This window comes from Nocardia cyriacigeorgica, assembly GCF_010858045.1.
Lineage (GTDB): Bacteria > Actinomycetota > Actinomycetes > Mycobacteriales > Mycobacteriaceae > Nocardia > Nocardia cyriacigeorgica_E.
This window is the reverse complement of sequence record NZ_JAAGVC010000022.1, coordinates 12,397-31,640: the sequence shown is the minus strand read 5'-3', so window position 1 is coordinate 31,640 and position 19,244 is coordinate 12,397. Positions and strand designations below refer to the sequence as shown.

20 protein-coding genes are annotated in these 19,244 nt (G+C 69.5%); 8 read left to right on the top strand and 12 right to left on the bottom strand.

Annotation, left to right across the window (positions count from 1 at the left end; all coding sequences use genetic code 11):
* Position 1 precedes the first annotated feature (1 nt).
* Positions 2 to 1,243, bottom strand: a complete 1,242-nt coding sequence (gene trpB / locus GV790_RS18695) for a tryptophan synthase subunit beta (RefSeq protein WP_163814615.1) — start codon at positions 1,241 to 1,243, stop codon at positions 2 to 4.
* A 179-nt stretch (positions 1,244 to 1,422) separates the two neighbouring features.
* On the opposite strand from trpB, the gene GV790_RS18690 reads away from it, so the two are divergent.
* Entirely contained in the window at positions 1,423 to 1,890 is a 468-nt protein-coding gene (locus GV790_RS18690; protein ID WP_256673384.1) for a B-4DMT family transporter, read from the top strand.
* 39 nt (positions 1,891 to 1,929) lie between these two features.
* Here GV790_RS18690 and aroB read toward each other — a convergent pair whose 3' ends face one another.
* From aroB to GV790_RS18660, 6 genes are all read right to left on the bottom strand, one after another.
* Positions 1,930 to 3,054 (bottom strand): 3-dehydroquinate synthase, encoded by a 1,125-nt coding sequence (aroB, locus tag GV790_RS18685; protein WP_163814613.1) that lies wholly within the window; start codon positions 3,052 to 3,054, stop codon positions 1,930 to 1,932.
* Positions 3,051 to 3,893, bottom strand: a complete 843-nt coding sequence (locus tag GV790_RS31890) for a shikimate kinase (protein WP_163814612.1) — start codon at positions 3,891 to 3,893, stop codon at positions 3,051 to 3,053. The genes aroB and GV790_RS31890 overlap by 4 nt, the downstream gene beginning before the upstream one ends.
* Complete coding sequence (aroC, locus tag GV790_RS18675; RefSeq protein WP_163814655.1) at positions 3,890 to 5,107, bottom strand: chorismate synthase; 1,218 nt, start codon at positions 5,105 to 5,107, stop codon at positions 3,890 to 3,892. Before aroC ends, GV790_RS31890 begins: the two co-directional genes overlap by 4 nt.
* 96 nt (positions 5,108 to 5,203) lie before the next feature.
* The gene (locus GV790_RS18670; RefSeq protein WP_163814611.1) at positions 5,204 to 5,761 is read right to left on the bottom strand and encodes a prepilin peptidase; all 558 of its coding nucleotides are present in this window, start codon (positions 5,759 to 5,761) and stop codon (positions 5,204 to 5,206) included.
* Between the two features lie 96 nt (positions 5,762 to 5,857).
* Positions 5,858 to 6,460 carry an acyl-CoA-like ligand-binding transcription factor gene (locus tag GV790_RS18665; protein WP_163814610.1) on the bottom strand — a complete coding sequence of 201 codons (603 nt, stop codon included), beginning with the start codon at positions 6,458 to 6,460 and terminating at the stop codon, positions 5,858 to 5,860.
* Positions 6,461 to 6,559: 99 nt separating this feature from the next.
* The gene (locus GV790_RS18660; RefSeq protein ID WP_163814609.1) at positions 6,560 to 8,794 is read right to left on the bottom strand and encodes an MMPL family transporter; all 2,235 of its coding nucleotides are present in this window, start codon (positions 8,792 to 8,794) and stop codon (positions 6,560 to 6,562) included.
* 100 nt (positions 8,795 to 8,894) lie between these two features.
* Here GV790_RS18660 and GV790_RS18655 point away from each other — a divergent pair, with 100 nt between their 5' ends.
* Genes GV790_RS18655 through GV790_RS18640 form a run of 4 tightly spaced genes read left to right on the top strand, consistent with a single transcriptional unit; the run spans position 8,895 to position 11,394 of the window.
* Entirely contained in the window at positions 8,895 to 10,022 is a 1,128-nt protein-coding gene (locus GV790_RS18655; protein ID WP_175585942.1) for a M24 family metallopeptidase, read from the top strand.
* Positions 10,023 to 10,057: 35 nt separating this feature from the next.
* Positions 10,058 to 10,621 carry an elongation factor P gene (efp, locus tag GV790_RS18650; protein WP_014351746.1) on the top strand — a complete coding sequence of 188 codons (564 nt, stop codon included), beginning with the start codon at positions 10,058 to 10,060 and terminating at the stop codon, positions 10,619 to 10,621.
* A 6-nt stretch (positions 10,622 to 10,627) separates the two neighbouring features.
* Positions 10,628 to 11,137: a transcription antitermination factor NusB gene (nusB, locus tag GV790_RS18645; protein ID WP_163814608.1), complete on the top strand. Its 510-nt coding sequence runs from the start codon at positions 10,628 to 10,630 to the stop codon at positions 11,135 to 11,137.
* On the top strand, positions 11,137 to 11,394 hold the full coding sequence (locus tag GV790_RS18640) for a YciI family protein (RefSeq protein WP_163814607.1): 258 nt from the start codon (positions 11,137 to 11,139) through the stop codon (positions 11,392 to 11,394). Before nusB ends, GV790_RS18640 begins: the two co-directional genes overlap by 1 nt.
* A 66-nt stretch (positions 11,395 to 11,460) precedes the next feature.
* On the opposite strand, the gene GV790_RS18635 is transcribed toward GV790_RS18640, so the two are convergent.
* Complete coding sequence (locus GV790_RS18635) at positions 11,461 to 12,912, bottom strand: MFS transporter (RefSeq protein ID WP_309139013.1); 1,452 nt, start codon at positions 12,910 to 12,912, stop codon at positions 11,461 to 11,463.
* 47 nt (positions 12,913 to 12,959) lie between these two features.
* Here GV790_RS18635 and soxR point away from each other — a divergent pair, with 47 nt between their 5' ends.
* On the top strand, positions 12,960 to 13,436 hold the full coding sequence (gene soxR, locus GV790_RS18630; RefSeq protein ID WP_163814606.1) for a redox-sensitive transcriptional activator SoxR: 477 nt from the start codon (positions 12,960 to 12,962) through the stop codon (positions 13,434 to 13,436).
* A gap of 12 nt (positions 13,437 to 13,448) precedes the next feature.
* On the opposite strand, the gene GV790_RS18625 is transcribed toward soxR, so the two are convergent.
* Positions 13,449 to 14,897, bottom strand: coding sequence for a serpin family protein (locus GV790_RS18625; RefSeq protein ID WP_163814605.1), 1,449 nt, complete (start codon positions 14,895 to 14,897; stop codon positions 13,449 to 13,451).
* Between the two features lie 468 nt (positions 14,898 to 15,365).
* Here GV790_RS18625 and GV790_RS18620 point away from each other — a divergent pair, with 468 nt between their 5' ends.
* Positions 15,366 to 15,896 carry a DUF4334 domain-containing protein gene (locus GV790_RS18620; protein WP_163814604.1) on the top strand — a complete coding sequence of 177 codons (531 nt, stop codon included), beginning with the start codon at positions 15,366 to 15,368 and terminating at the stop codon, positions 15,894 to 15,896.
* 118 nt (positions 15,897 to 16,014) lie between these two features.
* Here the strand turns inward: GV790_RS18620 and GV790_RS18615 are convergent, their stop codons facing one another.
* Positions 16,015 to 16,989 carry a quinone oxidoreductase family protein gene (locus tag GV790_RS18615; protein ID WP_256673383.1) on the bottom strand — a complete coding sequence of 325 codons (975 nt, stop codon included), beginning with the start codon at positions 16,987 to 16,989 and terminating at the stop codon, positions 16,015 to 16,017.
* 85 nt (positions 16,990 to 17,074) lie between these two features.
* Here GV790_RS18615 and GV790_RS18610 point away from each other — a divergent pair, with 85 nt between their 5' ends.
* On the top strand, positions 17,075 to 17,650 hold the full coding sequence (locus GV790_RS18610) for a TetR/AcrR family transcriptional regulator (RefSeq protein WP_163814603.1): 576 nt from the start codon (positions 17,075 to 17,077) through the stop codon (positions 17,648 to 17,650).
* 113 nt (positions 17,651 to 17,763) lie between these two features.
* Here GV790_RS18610 and GV790_RS18605 read toward each other — a convergent pair whose 3' ends face one another.
* Together GV790_RS18605 and GV790_RS18600 are read right to left on the bottom strand one after the other, a co-directional pair.
* The gene (locus GV790_RS18605) at positions 17,764 to 18,477 is read right to left on the bottom strand and encodes an HD domain-containing protein (protein ID WP_163814602.1); all 714 of its coding nucleotides are present in this window, start codon (positions 18,475 to 18,477) and stop codon (positions 17,764 to 17,766) included.
* Between the two features lie 69 nt (positions 18,478 to 18,546).
* The gene (locus GV790_RS18600) at positions 18,547 to 19,173 is read right to left on the bottom strand and encodes an alpha-ketoglutarate-dependent dioxygenase AlkB family protein (RefSeq protein WP_163814601.1); all 627 of its coding nucleotides are present in this window, start codon (positions 19,171 to 19,173) and stop codon (positions 18,547 to 18,549) included.
* Positions 19,174 to 19,244 lie beyond the last annotated feature (71 nt).

Genomic DNA, 19,244 nt, shown 5'->3' with positions numbered 1-19,244 from the left:
CTCAGGGGCCCGGAGCGAGCCGTTCCGAGGCGATGGCGAGATCTTTGTCTCCGCTGCCGGACAGGCACAGCACCACCAGTGTGTTGCGTGCCAGCTCGCCGCCCTCCGCCCGCTCCATCAGATGCCCGACCGCATGCGCGGATTCGAGGCCCGCGAGCACACCCTCGGTGCGGCTGAGCGCCCGCAGGCCACGCAACGCGACGGCATCGGTGGCGGTCCGTGCGCTCATCCGGCCGCTGTCGCGCAGATAGCCGAGTTCCGGGCCGACGCCCGGGTAATCCAGACCGGCGGCGATGCTGTGGGTGGCGGCGATCTGGCCGTCGGCATCCTGCAGCAGGTAGCTGAACGTGCCATCCACCTCGCCGGGACTTCCCGCCGTCAGGGTGGCGGCGTGGTCGCCGTCGGCCGCACCACGGCCCGCGGCCTCGACCGCGACCAACTCCACCTCGGGGTCGGCGGCGAACGGATGAAAGAGCCCGAGGGCGTTGCTACCGCCGCCGACGCAGGCCAGCACCAGATCGGGCAACCGGCCTTCGGCCCGAAGGATATCGGCGCGGGACTCGCGGCCGATGACCGTCTGAAAATCCCGGACCATCTGCGGATATGGCGCGGGCCCCACCACCGTGCCGAGCAACAGGTGAGTATCGGCCAGGTTCGCGACCCAGTCGCGGACCGAGGCGCTGATCGCCTCCTTGACCCGCCGATTCCCGCTCTCGACCGTCCGCACTTCGGCACCGAGCATCCGCATCCGAGCCACTGTGGCGGGCTGGCGACGGACGTCCTCGCTGCCCATGTAGATCACGCATTCCAGGCCGAGCATCGCGCACACGGCGGCGACCGCGCCGCCGTGCTGGCCCGCACCCGTCTCCGCCACGATCCGCGTCTTGCCCAGGCGCTGCGCCAACAGCGCCTGCCCGAGCGCGTTGTTGATCTTGTGCGAGCCGGTGTGCGCCATATCCTCGCGTTTGAGGTAGACCTTCAGGCCGGGCACACCCAGCGACGCGGCGAAACGGGGTACCGCGTGCAACCGGGTTGGCCGTCCCACGCGGTCGCGCAGCAGGGTGGCGAGTCGTTCGCCGAAGGCCGGATCGGCGCGGGCCAGCCGATAGGCCTGCTCGAGTTCGAGCAGCGCGGGCATGAGGCCCTCGGGAACGTAGCGCCCGCCGAACGCGCCGAATCTACCGTTCTCGTCCGGGTAGACATCGTGCCGATATGCCGGCTGCAGTCCGAGATCGAGAACCATCCGCGCCTTCGCCTCCACAGTCGAGAACCGACCAGGAAGTCTCTACCAGTGCCGCGACCGCTTCACCATGGTTGGGAAACGCCGCAGTGAACTGGCGGTTATCGACTCCGGCGCCGACACGGCCAACTCTGTAACGGGTTCTAGTTTTGTGCGGAGGGGGCTGGGTTATGGTGGTCGGCATGACAGCTTGGGTGTTGCGGGCCACAGTGCTCGGTGCGCTGGTCGTCGGCTTGCGGGTCCTGCTGGGGTTCGGCATGGTGAACTGGCCGACGCAGGGCGCGTGGATGCGGTTGCTGTGCCTGGTGGTGATCATCGCCGCGGGCGTCGGATGGGGCTTTATCGACGGCCGCCGCGATCGTGCCGCGCATCCGGATGCCGATCACGGCGCCGATCTGACCATCCCGTGGTTGAAGGCCGCGGTGGCGGGCGGCCTCGCCAGCGGTGCGGCGTCCTGGATTCTGGACCTGCTGCCTGGCTTCGCGCTCGGTGACAACGGCTTGCTGTTCGAAATGACCGCGGGCGCCTCGTTCATCGTGCTGCTGATCTTTATCCCGGCGCTGGCCGGCATCGCGCTCGGGCGCAGGCTCGGCGGCAAGGACGGTTCCGCCGCGGCCGGAACCCACCAGCCGGTAGCGGCCGCATCCTGATCCGATGATCCCCCAGTGGTGCCGGGGGATCGCGACGTCCTAGAGCAGGACCGCGCTACCGGCACCGGGTTCGGGATCGCGGGCGATCGCCGAATACGCGGCGGCCAGCAGCGTCGGATCCGGTCCTTCCAACCGGCCGGGCTTGGCCAGGCCGTCCAGCACCACGAAACGCAGGACACCCGAACGGGTCTTCTTGTCGGTCTGCATCGACTCCAGCAGCTGTGGCAGTGCATCGGCATCGTAGGTGGTGGGCAGGCCGACGCTCTCCAGCACGGTGCGGTGCCGGTCGGCGGTGGCGTCGTCGAGGCGCCCGGCCAGCCGGCCGAGTTCGGCGGCGAACACCAGGCCCACCGAGACCGCGGCGCCATGACGCCAGCGGTAGCGTTCCCGGCGCTCGATGGCGTGGCCGAGAGTATGGCCGTAGTTGAGGATCTCGCGCAGCGCGGCCTCCTTGAGATCGGCCGCAACCACCTCCGCCTTGACCGCGATGGCGCGGCGGATCAGTTCCGGCAGCACCTCGCCGGTGGGGTCGAGTGCGGCCTTCGGGTCGGCCTCGATCAGATCAAGGATCACCGGGTCGGCGATGAAACCGGCCTTGATGATCTCGGCCATGCCCGCGACGATCTCGTTGTGCGGCACCGTTTCCAGCGTCGCGAGATCGACCAGCACCGCGGCGGGTTCATGGAAGCAGCCCACCAGGTTCTTACCGGCCTCGGTGTTGATGCCGGTCTTACCGCCGACAGCCGCGTCCACCATGGCCAGCAGGGTGGTGGGCACGTGCACGATCTTCACCCCGCGCATCCAGGTGGCGGCGACGAATCCGGCGAGATCGGTGGCCGCGCCGCCGCCGAGGCTGACGATGACGTCGTTGCGGGTCAGCCCGATGCGGCCGAGCACCTCCCAGCAGAAACCGGCCACGGCCAGATCCTTACCGGCTTCGGCGTCCGGGATCTCGATGCGATGGGCGTCGATCCCGGTGTCGGCCAGCGCTTTACGCACCACTTCGGCCGTTTCGGCCAGCGGCGGCTGATGGAAGATCGCGACCGTACGCACGCCGGAACCGCTGCCGGTGACCGACTCGACGAGCTCGCCGAGCAAGCCACGGCCGATGATCACCGGGTACGGGTCGGCGGTGCGGACCTCGAGACGACTCGGCTCTGTCACGTGCTCTGCTCCGATTCTGTGCGTTCTTGTTGGGTACGTGCGCGAGCGCGCGCCCGGCGGGCCCTGGCGCGGCGGGACCGTCCGTTGGTCGAGGTGCTCGCCGCCGGGGCGTTCGGGCCCGCGGCACCGGGCTGTCCGGTGGCGGTCTGGTCGGCGGTCTGGCTGTTCGCGGCGGCCTGCGCCGCCTTGCGGGCCGCTGCCCGTGCCCTCGACCTGCGGCGGGCCCTCGACCTGCTGCTGCCCTGCGGGTTGGTGGCGCGTGGCGTGCGGTTCTGCTGTTCGGCGCCCTCGCCCGCGGCCGGTCGCACCGATTCCAGCGACAGCTTGCCGAGGATCATCTTCACCACCCGGCCCGGGCTGCGCCCGTCGGTGCGCACCCGCACCGTCGCGACCTCCCGGTACAGCGGTCGCCGACGCCGCATCAGCTCGCGATATTTGGCGCCGGGATCGGCGCCGTTGAGCAGCGGGCGGGCATTACTGGTGCCGGTGCGGCGAAGGCCTTCGGCCACACTGATTTCCAGGTACACCACGGTGTGTTCGCGCAGCAGCGCCCTGGTGTTCTCCGAGAGCACCGCACCGCCGCCGAGGGAGACCACACCCGGCTCGTCGAGGATGGCGCGGCGCACCACCTGCTCTTCGATCTTGCGGAACTCCGCTTCGCCGTCGGTGGCGAAGATATCCGCGATGGTGCGCCCGGTTTCCTGTTCGATCCCGGCATCGGTGTCGTAGAGCTGCACGCCGAGTTCGCGGGCGAGCTTGCGGCCGATCGTCGATTTACCGGCCCCCGGCGGTCCGACCAGCACCACGCGCGGAGCGCGCGGGTCGGCCTGGGAAGTCATCGTGCCCGACTGTCCGCGTCGGTCGGCGCCACATGCGGACGGGTGCTGATGCGCTTGACGTAGCTGGTGATGTTGTCGGAGGTCTCGGCGAGCGAATCGCCGCCGAACTTCTCCAGTGCCGCTTGTGCGAGCACCAGCGCCACCATCGATTCGGCCACCACACCGGCCGCGGGCACCGCGCACACATCCGAGCGCTGGTGGATCGCGACGGCTTCCTCGCCGCTGCTCATATCGACCGTCGACAGCGCACGCGGCACCGTGGAGATCGGCTTCATCGCCGCACGCACCCGCAGGGCCTCGCCGTTGGTCATGCCGCCTTCCAGGCCACCGGCCCGGTTGGTCGAGCGCAGCACGCCGTCGGGGCCGGGCTTCATCTCGTCGTGGGCCTGGCTGCCGCGCCGGCGCGCGGTCTCGAAACCGTCGCCCACCTCGACACCCTTGATCGCCTGAATGCCCATGAGCGCGGCGGCCAGCCGCGCGTCGAGACGGTTCTCGCCGCTGGTGAACGAGCCGAGCCCGACCGGAAGTCCCTCCACCACGACCTCGACCACGCCGCCGAGGGTGTCGCCGTCCTTCTTGGCGGCCTCGATCTCGGCGATCATCGCCGCTTCGGTCTCGGCGTCGAAGGCGCGCACCGGGCTGGCGTCGATCGCCTCCAGGTCGGAGGCGGACGGGACATGGCCGGTGGTGTTGGCGGCGGTGCCGATCGAGACCACATGCGAGACGACCTCCACCCCGAAGGCCTGGCGCAGGAACGCGCGCGCCACCGTGCCCGCCGCGACGCGGGCCGCTGTCTCGCGGGCGCTGGCCCGTTCGAGCACCGGGCGCGCATCGTCGAAGCCGTACTTGAGCATGCCCGAGTAGTCGGCGTGGCCGGGGCGGGGACGGGTCAGCGGGGCATTGCGTGCCAGGTCGGCCAGTTCGGCCGGATCCACCGGGTCGGCGGACATGACCGTGGTCCATTTCGGCCATTCGGAGTTGGCCACCTCGATGGCGACCGGGCCGCCCATGGTGCGTCCATGCCGGACACCGCCGACGATGGTCACCTTGTCGGCCTCGAACTTCATCCGGGCGCCGCGCCCGTACCCGAGCCGACGGCGCGCCAACTGTGCGGAGATCTCGTCCGACGTCACCTCGACACCGGCCACCATCCCCTCGAGGATGGCGACGAGAGCGGGACCATGGGATTCTCCAGCAGTTATCCAGCGCAGCACGCCGTCCATCTTCCCATGTGGACGCTCTCGGCCGGGAAACCGGTCCACCGTGATCAGCGGCACCCTTCCCGCCTGCGCCGAATGGTTGCCGCGCGATCACCCGAAGCCCACCGCGAGCAGCGTCGCCACGCACATCGACGGGCCGTGCGGCAGGGTGACCGGACCTGTGGTCGACGGCGTCGCCGGCGCGCGGGGGCGGCGCATGGTTCGTGGGCGGTGCGGCGGCCGCGGGGCACCGACCGATCCGGCCGATGGAGCGATCGGATCGGTGGCCGCGCTGCACCGGCTCCGTCCGCCTCGCGGCACTACGAGCACTGCGGCCCCCGCGACGGCGGTCAGCACCGGTGCGCCGACGGCGGCAGCCACCCATGCCTGGCCGCCGCACATCCCGGCGGCCGCCCCGAGCCCGACCGCGAGCTTGACATCGCCCGCCCCGAACGCCGCCGGTGTCACCAGATGCACCACGAGATACGGCACGGAGAGCAGCACTGCCCCGACGAGTGCCGCGGCGAGTCGGCCGGTGCCTGCCGCATACCCGAGCACGACGGCAGCGCCGGGTCCGGTGAGCAGATCGGGCAGCCGCCGGTGCCGAATATCGCTGACACTCAACGCCATACACCAGGCGGCGAGCGCGATGAGCGCGAAGGTTCCCATCTGTCGACAGTGACAGGTGGGTCAGCGTCGCGGGAGCTGCCTGGCGCCGATTGGGGATAACCGCGACGGCTGTGAATACCGTCCGATTCGCAGGTGTCAGAAGGTGAGCCCGGTGGCGAGGCGGTCGAGCGCGTCGTCGAACACCGATACCACGTCGAGGTCGGGGTTATCGGCCCAGCGACGCATGAACCCGAGCGCGATTCCGATGACGGCGCCGGTGAACCAGGCGATCTCCGGATCGTCGCCGTCGCGTCCGGTGCGCTGGGCGACCAAGTCGGCGATCGCGCGTTCCATGGCGAGCAGATTGGTCAGGGTGGCTCCGCGCAGGCCCGGCTCGTACAGCATCAGCCGGGTCCGGCGCCGGCCGAGCTCGATATCGGCCTCCGACATCTCCGCGGTGACCTCGTGAAAGGCGCCGCGCAACGATTCCACCACGCTCGCCTCGGCGGGCTGTTCGGCCAGCTTGGTGAACATGACGTTGTCGTACTCGTCGGAGATCACGAGATCTTCTTTGGTGGGGAAGTAGCGGTACACGGTGCTCGGGGCGACCTCGGCCGCCGCCGCGACCGCTTCCACCGGCGTGGCGTCATAACCATTGGCCTCGAACAGGGTCATGGCATGGCGCTGGATGGCAGCAGCGGTCCTGGCCTTCTTGAGCTCGCGCAGCCCCTTGGTGGGCTTCGCCGCGCCCGGAGACACGGCCGACCGGTCGGCCGCCGGCCGCGAGGATGGCTTTCCGGCAGCTGCGGATTGCTGATCTCCGACCGACGACCTCACCGTGTACCCCACTCCCTGTGCTCAATCCCGCGACGGCGGCTGACTCGATTCTGCAACAGCGGCCGCGCCCACGGTTCGTGCGCCGCGCGCGGCCGGCGTCACGGCACGGGGAGCGGCACCGTCGAGATCGTCGAGGTTGCGACCCTCGACGTCGATCTCGGGTAGCAGCCGATCCAGCCAGCGCGGCAGCCACCAGCCGTGCCGGCCGAGCAGCGACATCATGGCGGGCACCGCCGTCATCCGCACCAGGAAGGCATCGAAGAGCACCGCGGCCGCGAGGGCGAAACCGAACGACTGCACCATCGGGGTGGCCGAGAACAAGAATCCGGCGAACACGCTGATCATGATGATCGCCGCGGCCGTGACCACCCGCGCGCCCGCGGCGAAGCCGTCGACGATCGCGGCATCGGTGCTCTGCCCGCGCAGATGTTCCTCCCGCATACGCGTCACCAGGAACACCTGGTAATCCATCGCCAGCCCGAACACCATGCCCACCAGCATCACCGGCAACAGGTTGACGATGATGCCGGAGGACTGCACACCCAGCTGATCGTTGAACCAGCCCCACTGGAACACCGCGACCACCACGCCGAAGGTGGCCGCCACGCTGAGCAGGAAACCGGCGGCCGCGACCAGTGGCACCAGTACGGAACGGAAGACCAGGATCAACAGCACGAAGGCCAGGCCGCCGACCAGGGCGAGATAGGGCAGCAGCGCGGCCCGCAATTTCGCCGACGAGTCGATATCGAGAGCGGTCTGGCCGGTGACCATCACCCGCGCATCACCCGGCAGCGCGGCGCTGCCCGCCTCGTCACGGATGGCCTCGAGTGCCCGCGTGGTGGCGGGATCGGCCGGGCCGTGTCCGGGTACCACTGCCAGCAGCGCGGTGGCGCCGGTGGCGTCGAAGACCGGCGGCGCGACGGCTGCCACGCCGTCGATGCCACTGATGATCGTGCGCACCCTGGCGGCCGCGGCGGGAGCGGCAGCGTCGGCGCCCGCGTCCACCACCACGGTGAGCGGGCCGTTGGCGCCGGGACCGAACCCGTCCGCGATCAGGTCGTAGGCCTTGCGTTGGGTGGTGTCGGCCGGCGCGGTGCCGTCATCGGGGAAGCCGAGCCGCAGATCCAGCGCGGGCACCGCGGCGAGCAGCAGAATCGCTGTGGCACCGAGCAATACCGGCAGCCGGTGCGCGACCACGGTGGCGGCCCATCGCCTGCCCATCGTCATCCGGGCGGGCCCGGTGCCGCGGCGCGGGCCGCGCACCCGCACCAGCCGTTCACCGCCCCAGCCCAGCAGCGCGGGCAGCAGCGTCAGTGCCGCGATCACCGCCATGGCGACGGTGAACGCCGCCGCCAGACCCACCTGAGTGAGGGCGGGGATCCCCACCACGGTCAATCCGGCCAGAGCGATGACGACCGTGAGTCCGGCGAACAGCACCGCCGAACCGGCCCGTCCGACGGCTTGACCTGCCGCTTCGGGCAGGGCGTAGCCGGCCGCCGCGAGCTGGCGGTAACGCAGGATGATGAACAGTGAGTAGTCGATGGCGACCGCGATGCCCAGCATCAGCGCCAGCGCCGAGGTATCGGTGTTCAGGTCGGCGAAGCCGCTGGCCGCGGTGATCGCGGCCAGCCCGACCGTGAGCCCGGCGGCCGCCACCAGCAGCGGCAACCCGGCCGCGAGCAGTGAGCCGAGGGTGATCAGCAGCACCACCGCCGCCACCAGCACGCCGATGGTTTCGCCCGCGCCCTCGTCGGGGGCGGCGGCAGCGTCGGCGCCGGCCTCGGCGGTCATACCGGCCTCGCGGGCGGTAGTGAGCGCCTCGGCGACGGCGTCGCGATCGGCCTCGGTCAGTTCCTCCCGGCTCACCCGATACGACACCTCGATCAGACCCGTTCGCCCATCAGCGGCGATGGCGTCGGGGCCGAGTTCGCCGACCCGCGCGACATTCGGCCCGACGGCCAGACGGTCCCGGACCTGGTCGATCGTCTGCCTGGCGTCCTCGAGGCGCGTGCCCTCAGGGGCCACCAGCACGACCCGCGCCGTCGCGCCGTTCGCGGCGGCGTCGGGGAAGCGCTGCGCCATCACATCGATGGCCCGCTGCGATTCGGTGCCGGGCACCGTGAACGTGTCCGAGGTCGGCCCGGACAACGTGGCCGCTGCCCCGATCGCCCCGGCGATCACCGCGAGCCACACCACCACGACCAGGCCGCGGCGCCGGAAACTTCCGATTCCCAGCCGATAGAGCAGCACTGACATAGGAGACACCACCTATTTGAGAGTGAACTAGTAAATCGGAGTGTACTCCCAAAACATGCTTGGGTGTCGAGCCCGCGGAAGACGGCGGTAGCTTTGATCCATGTCTGCTGATGCTGCGGGGCTGCGGCCCGACTACGCGGCGCGTCGAAGCGCGCTGCGCAGCCTGCTGGTGGAGAACGAGATCGACGGGCTCCTGGTCACCGACCTGGTCAACATCAGGTACCTGACCGGCTTCACCGGCTCGAACGCCGCGCTGCTGGTGTCCTCCTGGGACGCGCACGGCGCCGAAGATCGCACCGTCATCAGTACCGACGGCCGCTACCGCACCCAGGTCGCCGAGCAGGTGCCCGACCTGCACGCCGACATCGTGCGCGCGTGTGCCCGCCGCGTGGTGGAACTCGCGGGGGAGTGGCAACTCGGCCGGGTCGGCTACGAGAGTCACGTGGTCACCGTCGACGAGCACCGCGGCTTCGAGGAGCTCAGCACCGGTCTGGAACTGGTCGCCACGCCCGGGCTCGTCGAGCAGTTGCGCATGGTCAAGGACGCTTACGAGGTGGACCGGCTGCGCGCGGCGTGCGCGGTCGGCGATGCCGCGCTGGCCACCCTGCTCGAGCGCGGCGCGCTGCGACCCGGTCGCACCGAACGTCAGGTGGCCCGCGACCTGGAATGGGCGATGTTCGAACACGGCGGCGAAGCCGTCGCCTTCGAGACGATCGTCGCCGCGGGTGCGAATTCGGCCGTTCCACACCATCGCCCGACCGATGCGGTGCTGGCGACGGGCGATTTCGTGAAACTCGATTTCGGTGCGGTCGTCGGCGGCTACCACTCGGACATGACCCGGACCCTGGTGCTCGGCCCGCCGGCCGACTGGCAGCGCGAGGTCTACGAACTGGTGCGCGAGGCGCAGCGGGCAGGCCGCGAAGCCCTGCGACCTGGCGTGCCGGTCGCCGATGTGGACGGCGCCGCCCGCGCCGTCATCGACGCCGCGGGCCACGGTGCGTTGTTCGTGCACGGACTCGGACACGGGGTCGGACTGCGTATCCATGAAGCGCCCGGAATCGCGAAAGCGGGCACGGGTACACTGCTGTCTGGCGTGGCGGTGACCGTCGAACCAGGTGTGTACTTTCCCGGCCGCGGCGGGGTCCGGATCGAGGACACGCTCGTGGTGCGCGAAGGGGGCCCGGAACTGCTCACCCGCACCAGCAAAGACCTGACCGTCGTCGAGTGACGCCGGTCGCCGAGAACCGAGGAGATCCGAAGACAGTGGCGGACACCAGCGACTTCAAGAACGGCCTCGTGCTGAAGATCGACAATCAGCTCCAGCAGATCGTCGAGTTCCAGCACGTGAAGCCGGGCAAGGGCCCCGCCTTCGTGCGGACCAAGCTGAAGAACGTGGTCTCCGGCAAGGTCGTCGACAAGACGTTCAATGCTGGTGTGAAGGTCGAAACCGCGACCGTCGACCGTCGCGATATGACCTACCTGTACCACGACGGCTCCGACTACATCTTCATGGACGGCGAGACCTACGACCAGATCCACCTGGGCGAGAACATCGTCGGCAAGGCCGGTGGCTTCCTGCTGGAGAACATGGGCGTGCAGATCGCGATGCACGAGGGCGAGGCGCTGTTCATCGAGCTGCCGGTCTCCATCGAGGTCGAGGTCACCCACACCGAGCCGGGTCTGCAGGGCGACCGCTCCAGCGCGGGCACCAAGCCGGCCACCATCGAGACCGGCGCCGAGGTGCAGGTCCCGCTGTTCATCAATGTGGGCGACAAGCTCAAGATCGACACCCGCGACGGCAGCTACATCAGCCGCGTCAACTCCTGACGCCGCATGGCGGACCAGCCCGCGGAGAAGAAACCCGCATTCAAGAAACTCGGCGCACGCCACAAGGCCAGGCGCCGCGCGGTGGATCTGCTGTTCGAAGCCGAAGCCCGCGATATCGACCCCGCTGATCTGATCGACGAGCGGGTCGAGTTGTCGGTCACCGATCAGGCGGTCGCACCGGTGCACGCCTACACCCGCACGCTGGTCGAAGGCGTCGCCGATGATCTCGACCGGGTCGACGGCACCATCGAGTCCTATCTGCAGGACTGGACGCTGTCGCGGTTGCCCGCCGTGGACCGCGCCATCCTGCGGATCGCGGTGTGGGAGTTGTTCCACGCCAACGATGTGCCGCCGGTGGTGGCGGTCGACGAGGCGGTGGAACTGGCCAAGGAGCTGTCCACCGACGACTCGCCGTCGTTCGTCAACGGTGTGCTCGGTCAGGTGGTGCTGGTGGCGCCGCAGGTCCGCGCCGCCGCCGCGGCCACCCGCGCGCCGCGGCCCGAGCCGGAGCAGTGATGCACAAGTACCTGGTCATGGTCATGCGCACGCCTCGGTTCGATCCGGCGGTCGTGGAACCGCACAAGCAGTTCCTCGCCGAACTGCGGGCCAAGGGCATGCTGCAGGAAACCGGCCGATTCACCGACGGCACCGGTGGCGCCTATATCGTGCTGGCCGATTCGCTCGACCAGGCGCGCGAGATCGTCTTCACCGATCCGGTGCACACCACCGGAGCCTCGGAGGTCACGGTGTACGAGTGGGAGATCACCGGCTGACGTTGTGCGAAGCGCCGACGCGGTCCCGGTCGTGAACCCCGCCAGGTTCTGCCGGGACCGAGCCGTCTACCGGCCCGCCGTCGGTCGGTTCCGAGCTGTGGCCCGCACCGCGGTGATCGTTCCGGCGACGGTGATGGCCGCGATCCCGAAGGTCATCAGCCGTGCGGAATTCACGACCGAATCCCCGCCCAGGTTGACCAAAGTGCCGGCGATGGCGGAGGTCACGGTGTAGGCGATGAGCTGGGTGGTGCTCAACGCCGCCGCGGCCTTGGCGCCCTCGTTCTCGTCGGTCGTACTGGCCATCGCGGCCACGCTCAGGTGCGGGAAGGCCAGGCCGATACCTGTACCGGCCACGAAAAGAGCTGCGGCCCACAGTAGTACGACGATGATGGCGGCGTCGTCGGATTGAGCGAGCCCGTAGACGAGCAGTCCGCCGGTGAGGAGAACCGGCGCCGTCCGGATGGCCCGTCGCGCGGCGGCCGGGCCGAGGCCGACGCTGAACAGCTGAGATACCACCCACCCGACGGACAGAGCGGCGCCGAGTAGCCCGGCGGCGAAGGGCGCCAGAGCGCCGAGCTCCTGACCGAACAGTGGAATGAAGTTCTCCGTCATCACGCCCGCGCACAGGGCGGCGACGGTGAGGTACACCCACTTGAGCGGATTGTCGCGCTGATAGGTCGAGCGCGGCAGCACCGAGGACCTGCCACGCTTTTCGGCGGCGAGGAACACGCCGAGCAAGACGGCGCCCGCGATCATGCAGCCCGCGGTCGGCCATCCGGACGCCACCGTGGAACTGAGGCTGAACACCGCCGCCGCGGCCGTGAGCAACGCCAGCGACAGCAGCGGCACGTTGCTGCGCTCGGTGGCAACGGCGGTCCGGGGTGGCAGGGCGCGGACACCGAGCATCGCCAGCACCATCGCGGCGAGCAGGAGCAGGGCATAGGCCCAGCGCCAGGCGCCGACCTGGGCGAAGGCCCCGCCCAGGGTCGGGCCCACCAGCGTGCCCACCCCCCACATCGCCGATACCAGACCGGCGGCCCTGGCCCACAGGTGGGCAGGCAGCGCCGCACGGATCACCGCGTAGCCGAGCCCGGCCAGCAACCCGCCGCCGAAACCCTGTACGACGCGCCCGACCAGGAGCAATTCCATTGTCGGGCTCAGCGCATTCAACGCCGCGCCCAGTCCGAAGGTGAGGAAGCCGACCAGGTACGCCCCCCGCACGCCTCGGCGTCCGAGGATTCGGCTGACCAGCATTGATGCGATCACCGCCGCCATCAGGAATCCGGTGGCGACCCACGCGTAATAGTCGGCGCCACCGATGTCATCGACGATGGATGGCATGAGGGCGGCGGTGAAATACAGATTCATCGCATAGAGCGCGACGCCACCGGCCAGGATCGCCACGCTCGCGAAGTGGCTGGGCGACAGCAACTCACGCCAGCCGCCAGTGGGTCGGTCCGTCGTCACCGCGTTGTCGTTGTCGGGCTTTTCGTGCTCATCGAGCGAGGTAGAGGTCACGAGCAGCTACGCTAGAACTTAAAGCTCACTTTAAGTCAAGGAGTTCGATGTCGAAACCGGCACCCACCGATCTGCTGACGGTCGGCGAGGTCGCTCAGCGCGCGGGGATCGCCACGTCCGCGGTCCGGTTCTACGAAGACCAAGGGTTGATCACCTCGATTCGTACCTCGGGCAACCAACGTCGGTTCCGCAGGCATGTGCTGCGCAGGCTGTCGCTGATCCTGGTCGCCAAGCGCCTCGGTATCCCGCTCACCGAGGTCGCCGAGGTCTTCGCGTCGCTGCCGGAGGATCGGATGCCGAGCAAACGTGACTGGCAACGGATCTCCCGGCGCTGGCAATCCCATCTGGCCGCCCGCAGGCGCGAACTCGAGGCCCTCGAACGCGAACTCACCGGCTGTATCGGTTGCGGTTGCCTGTCGTTGCAGACCTGCTGGGTACTCAACCCTGGCGATGCGCTCAGTGACGAGGGGCCCGGTCCGCGTCGGTTGCCGCACGAGGACGCGGCGGGCGCCGATATGCCGTGAACGTCACTGGCGTTACCGCGCACCCGGCGTGGTGGGCGGGCGGCGCAGCGGGGTCGTCGGGGAGTCCGATGCCGGGGGCCACGGCGGCATAGACGGCCGGGGTGTTCGCGGTATGGGCGCCGGTTGTGGTGGCCCAGCCCAGGGTGCGGGCGGCGGTGACGTGAAGGCCGGGCCGAACGGGGAGTCGGCCGGGACCGGCTGTGGCGGAGCCGTTCGCGACTGCCGCGGCACCGGTTCCGGCCGTGGATGCCGGGGACGTCGATCAGCGGGATCGGCCGCGCTCGCCGCTCGTGTGGGAGGCCGGTACTCCTCGGGCCGGGAGGCGATCCAGCCGGCCACGATGGCCAGGCCGGTGGGTCGGTGGACGGCGAGGAAACCGAAGGGGCGGTCGAAGGTCGCGGTGCAGACGGTGACTCGGTGTTCGGTCGGCGGTGGTGGCATGCCGCCGGCGCGGAGGGCGAACGCGGTGACCGCCGCGGCTTCGAATCCATCGCGGGTGAAGCGGGCCAGCACGTCCTGTGCGCCCTGGCTGATCGCCAACGGCCTCGGGGAGATCCCGGGGAAGTGATGCCCGGATGTCTGTGCGGCGGTGAGGCCGAATATCGGGCTCAGGTGGGTGGCGCAGAGGTCATGGTTGGAGCGGATGTCGAAGGGCGGGAGTTGTAGCCGGAGCTGAGGTCGATTCCGCAGTGAAGTCTCTTCGCGCACTGCGAGTCCGGGCCCGTCGGTGCCCACGGGGAGTTGCGTGCGCACTTCGATCACACCGGCGAGTGCGTCCAATCCGGTGGCGAGCACGTGGGCGGGAGTGGCAGGTCCTTGGAGCAGATGAATATCGACATCGGCCGTGCCCTGCACGACGATGCGGGTCACCGGTTGGGGTCCGTCCAGGATCGCCGCGTCCGTCAGACTGCTGGTGGTCCGTGACAATGCGGTCACCGCTGGGCCGTGCCATGGGCCGGTCCCCGGTGTCATGGCCGTCTCATGAAACGATTCGCGCCACGTGGTGCGGGCCACCAGGGCGGTTGCCAGGACCAGCAGGGTCGAGGGGTCGATTCGGAGTGGAAACTTCTTGATCAGGCCACCGGTGTGCTGGTCGGCCCAGGCATCAAGGGTGACCTGGCCGGTGAGGAGATCGACTGTGCCCACCGGCAAGCCGCTCAGCCACTCGTCGTTCAACGGCAGGTTGCGGTTGACCCAGACGCCGAGCGCTGCAGACAGATCGACCGCGTCATCCATCGTCTCCATGAGCCGCAGTGCGGCCGAATGGGCTGTGCTGCCGGGCATTCCGATTGCCGCTTCGAGTTCGGCGCGCGCCGGCCCGCCCGCGGCCGACGCCATCAGGCCGAGCAGCGGCCACAGCCCGGCGCCGGAGAGGACGAAATCTCCGTCCGCGCCCGCCTCGCACCAGCGGCGAGTGAGGTGGTTCGCGGCATCGACGTGGGGTTCGAGCACGGTCCGCATGGATTCACCCTATCGGCGGCGCGGCAGGAGGGCGACAGCGTATACCGCTGCGCGTCCGGGTCGCTGCCACCGGACCGAATCGCGTGACATAGTGCGGCGCAGCTGGTTTCGCCCAGGCGAGGCGAACCGGCAACCGTGGGTCGACGGGGCGGGACTTCTGGACAGGGCCATTGTGTGTCACCAGTGGGGGTCGAATCACGCCCAGCGGAGTCGCGAGCCGCCGACCCATGCCCGCGCTCCCGCCGGGTGGGTGTACAGGACGCCGGCGGGAGCGCGAGCAGCAAGCCGTGACCGGCTCGGATCGAGAACGGAGGCCGGCCCCGACGCCGGGCCCCGCGCTCTCGCTGTCGATCTTGCTACCTCAACCGCGCTCGAGGTCAAACCGTCCGCCGGCAACCGGTCGAGGCGACCGGTTGAGAGACAGATAGACTTTTCCTCGCAACACTTCGATGGTGAGGAGATCGGGCGATGACCGAGAATCAGCGCACGATATTGCGCGGACGCTGTACGCCGGAGCAGGCGTGGGCGGTGTTCGATGATCTGCCCGCCGCCCGTGTCGGCGAGGTGACCACCGGCCGCTGGCGTGGCAGCGAAGTGAACACCGGACATCCGTGGGCCGGTGTGCTCGTGGAATCCGGTTGGTACGGCAAGCAATTCGACAGCCCCGACGCGGTGCATCCGCTGCTGTTCGCCGACCAGAACGGTTCGATCTTCGCCGTGGACCCGCGCCGTGCCCCGCTGGGGCTGGCCGGTCGATTCCCGGCCACCTGGCTGCGCCCGGTGCGCAACAATCTGCGCTTCCTCGCGCCGGCGCTGCGCACCAAGAAGCCGACGGCCCGGTTGCGCGATATCGAATACCGCGGTGTCGTCAGCGCGGCCATGGTTTACGACCACCTGCCGATCATCGACCATTTCCGGCGTCTCGACGACGATGCCCTGCTCGGCGTGATGGATATGCGTGGGCTGGCCGAGCCGTATTTCTTCATGCTCGAGCGCTGACCGGAAGGTCGCTGCCGCGACCGTCGGTTGCCGCCCGCGTCCACGGCCCATCGACTCGAATCGGCGACCCGAACTGCCGCGATCGTGTCCGCTGTGCCGCGCCGGGCGATCGTCCCCGCTACCGATCTGCGCCCGGCCGCAGAATGATCTTGCCGAGCGGGGCGCGTGATTCGACCAGCTCATGCGCCTGAGCCGCGGCGTCGAGCGGCAACGTCGTCTCGACGGCGGGTGCGAGTGTGTGGACTCGCTCGAGGATGTCGGCGCGGTATGGCGCCAGCTCCGCGAGCCAGGCGGGCCCCGCGCAGCCGATGAGGGTGAGCCCACGGGGGAGAAGATCGCCTGCCGTCACCTGTGCCGGCGCGCCGGACAGCCAGCCATAGCTGAGCATGCGTCCGCTGCCCGGGGTCATGACGTCGAGCAGCGGCGCAGCGGACGAGCCGCCGATGGAATCGAAGACGACGTCGACGGTGGCGTCGGCGAGCCGGGCGCGCAGGGTATCGGCCCAGTTGTCGGCACGGTGATCGAGCACGTCGGTGGCGCTCAGCTCGCGGGCCCGTTGCTGCTTGGCCGCGTCGCCCGCGGTGGCGATCACCCGCGCCGCGCCGAACTGCTCGGCCAGCTGAACCAGGTAACTGCCGACGCCCGTCGCCCCCGCTTCCACGAGCACCGTCTCGGTGCCGGTGAGCCGGGCGGCCTTCAGCAGCGCGATCGCGACCGATCCGCTCATCGCCGCGGCTGCGGCATCCTCGGCCGAGACTCCTTCCGGGATAACGGTCGCGGCCTCGGCTGCCGCGCGAACGAACTCGGCGTAGGAACCCGCACCCGCCGTATCCGCCACCACTCGGCGCCCGAGAAGGCTCCGATCCACGCCGTCGCCGACCTCGACCACCTCGCCCGCCGCCTGGAACCCGAAGACGGCCGGAAGGTCGACGGCCATCGGGAAAATGCCCGAGCGCATGAGGGTTTCGGGGTAGAGGACGGGGATCGCCTCCGCGCGGATCAGTACTTCGCCCGCCTCCGGTCGCGGCTCGGCGACCTCGCGCGCGACCAGGACCTCTGGCCCACCGATTCCCGTCATTACGATTGCTTGCATTGGAACTCCATAACTTGACCAACGGTCCACTTACTCGTGCAGACGATATGGACCGCCGGTCAACTTGTCAACCGAAAGTGGTGCGATGACCGACCGTCGTCCGGCCGAACGCGCGGATGCCGCGCGCAATCGGCGCGCGATCCTGGACGCGACCAGGGCCCTGCTCGCCGAGCACGGCGCGGAGGCGATCACGATGGATCGGGTCGCGGCAGCCGCGGGGGTCGGCAAGGGGACCATCTTCCATCGCTTCGGCAACCGGGCCGGGTTGCTACACGAAATGGTCGCCGAGAGCGCGTTGACGCTGATGAACGCGGTCAAGGACGGGCCGCCGCCGCTGGGGCCAGGCGCGCCCGCGGGGGAGCGGCTGATCGCCTTCTTCGAGGCGATGGCGTGGCTGGTGATCGACAATCTCGAGCTGATGGCCGCCTATCGCACCGAGGCGCCGCATCCGAGAACCGCGGAGTTCCATCGGTTCTGGTTCGACCACATCACCGCGCTGCTGCGTGAGGCGCGTCCCGATCTGGATGCCGAGGTCGTCGGGCGGCTGTTGCTGGACAGTTTGGCCGGGCCGACCGTGCCCGATCTGGTGCGCTCGGGCGAGACCGATCGAGTGCTGGCAGCGGTGCGCGCGATGATGGAGTCCGTCTTACGCGCACCCTGAGCCGGGAACGGGGTCGCTCGTGCTGCGGCGTGGAGTGCCGAGACGGATCACGGAACGGCGGCGGGCTGCCCACCGAGCGCCGGCGCCAGGTGCGCGTTGTGCGCCCGGTCGGATCAGCGCGGCGCCAGGATGGCGTCGAAACGTTGATCGGCCAGGTCGAGTTGTTCGAGGATGTGCACCTTGACGTGCTCGGCGAGCGGGGTGTCCGCTCGCAGCACCAGATCTCGGTAGACGTCGGTGAGCGGCCGGTACTTGGTGGCGAGTTTGTGCAGGACGGGCCCGGTGGCGTACAGGATGCCGACGCCGTTGTCGGTGAAATCCGACAGCTTCACCACCCGCGCCCACGGCGCGCGCTCGAGTTCGGTGGTGACGTGTTCGCGATACTGTTCGTGCCGGTCGCGGCCCGGGTCGGGCGCCGGATTGGTCACCGACGCAACGATATCGGCGACCCGTGCGCCGAACCGGTCGGCGAGGGCGGCCAGCGCGGCGGATGTCGGCGAGCCCGATCTCGTCCCGGCCAGCTCGGTGGGGTGGTCTTCCACCGAATCGTGCAGCAGCCCGGCGATCACCACCTCGGTATCGCGCACCTCGTAATGGCTGGCGATCCGGATCGCCACGCGCAGTAGATGGTTGATGTACGGCTCGCGGCCGTATCGGTCCTCTCGGTGCAGATCGGTGGCCAGCTCGAGCGCGGCCGTGAGCTGCTCTGCGCCAGGTAATTCCGCCGTTTCCAGCTCGAATCTGCCGCGCAGCCCGTCTTCACCGTAGACATCGCTGATCGTGTGCAGCGGCATCACCGCCAGCACCCCCGCCCCAGGATCATTCATGCAGCAAATGTAGCGGCAGGGTACGACACCGTGCTGTGGCCGCCGCCACGTTTTCCGCACCCGGTGGCCTCAGCGCACGTTGCGCGGACGGAACTGGATGCTGATGCGCGGGCCGACGGGCTTTCGGGTCTTCGGCACCGCGTGCTCCCAGGTGCGCTGGCAGGAACCGCCCATGACGAACAGATCGCCGTGGCCCGGGTGGAAGCGCAGACTCTCGCCACCGCCCTTGGGGCGCAACAGCAGCGGGCGGGGGGCGCCAAGCGACACGATGGCGACCATCGTGTCGTGGCGGGCGCCGCGTCCGATGGTGTCGCCGTGCCAGGCGACGCTATCGCGGCCGTCGCGGTAGAAGCACAGCCCGGCCGTGCGGAACGGCTCACCCAGCTCGGCCAGGTAATGCTCGGTGAGGGCTTCGCGGGCCTGATCGAGCAGCGGGTCGGGCAGCGGATCGGTTTCGCCGTAGAAGCACAGCAGCCGCGGCACATCGACCACCCGGTCGTACATCGGCCGCCGTTCGGCGCGCCACGGTACCGACGAGGCGAGATGCTCGAACAGCTCATCGGCTCCGCTGAGCCAACCGGGTAGCTGGTCCACCCAGGCGCCCGCGGCGAGGCGGGTACGGCGCACCCCGGCCAGCGGCGCCAATCCGCTTTCGCCGAGCCCGTCGAGCAGCGATCCCTGCAGCGGCATGGTCATGAGAGAGAGCCTAACGCCATTCGAACATATGTGCTAGTGACTGCTGTGCATACTCTATCCGCCGGGCCCGC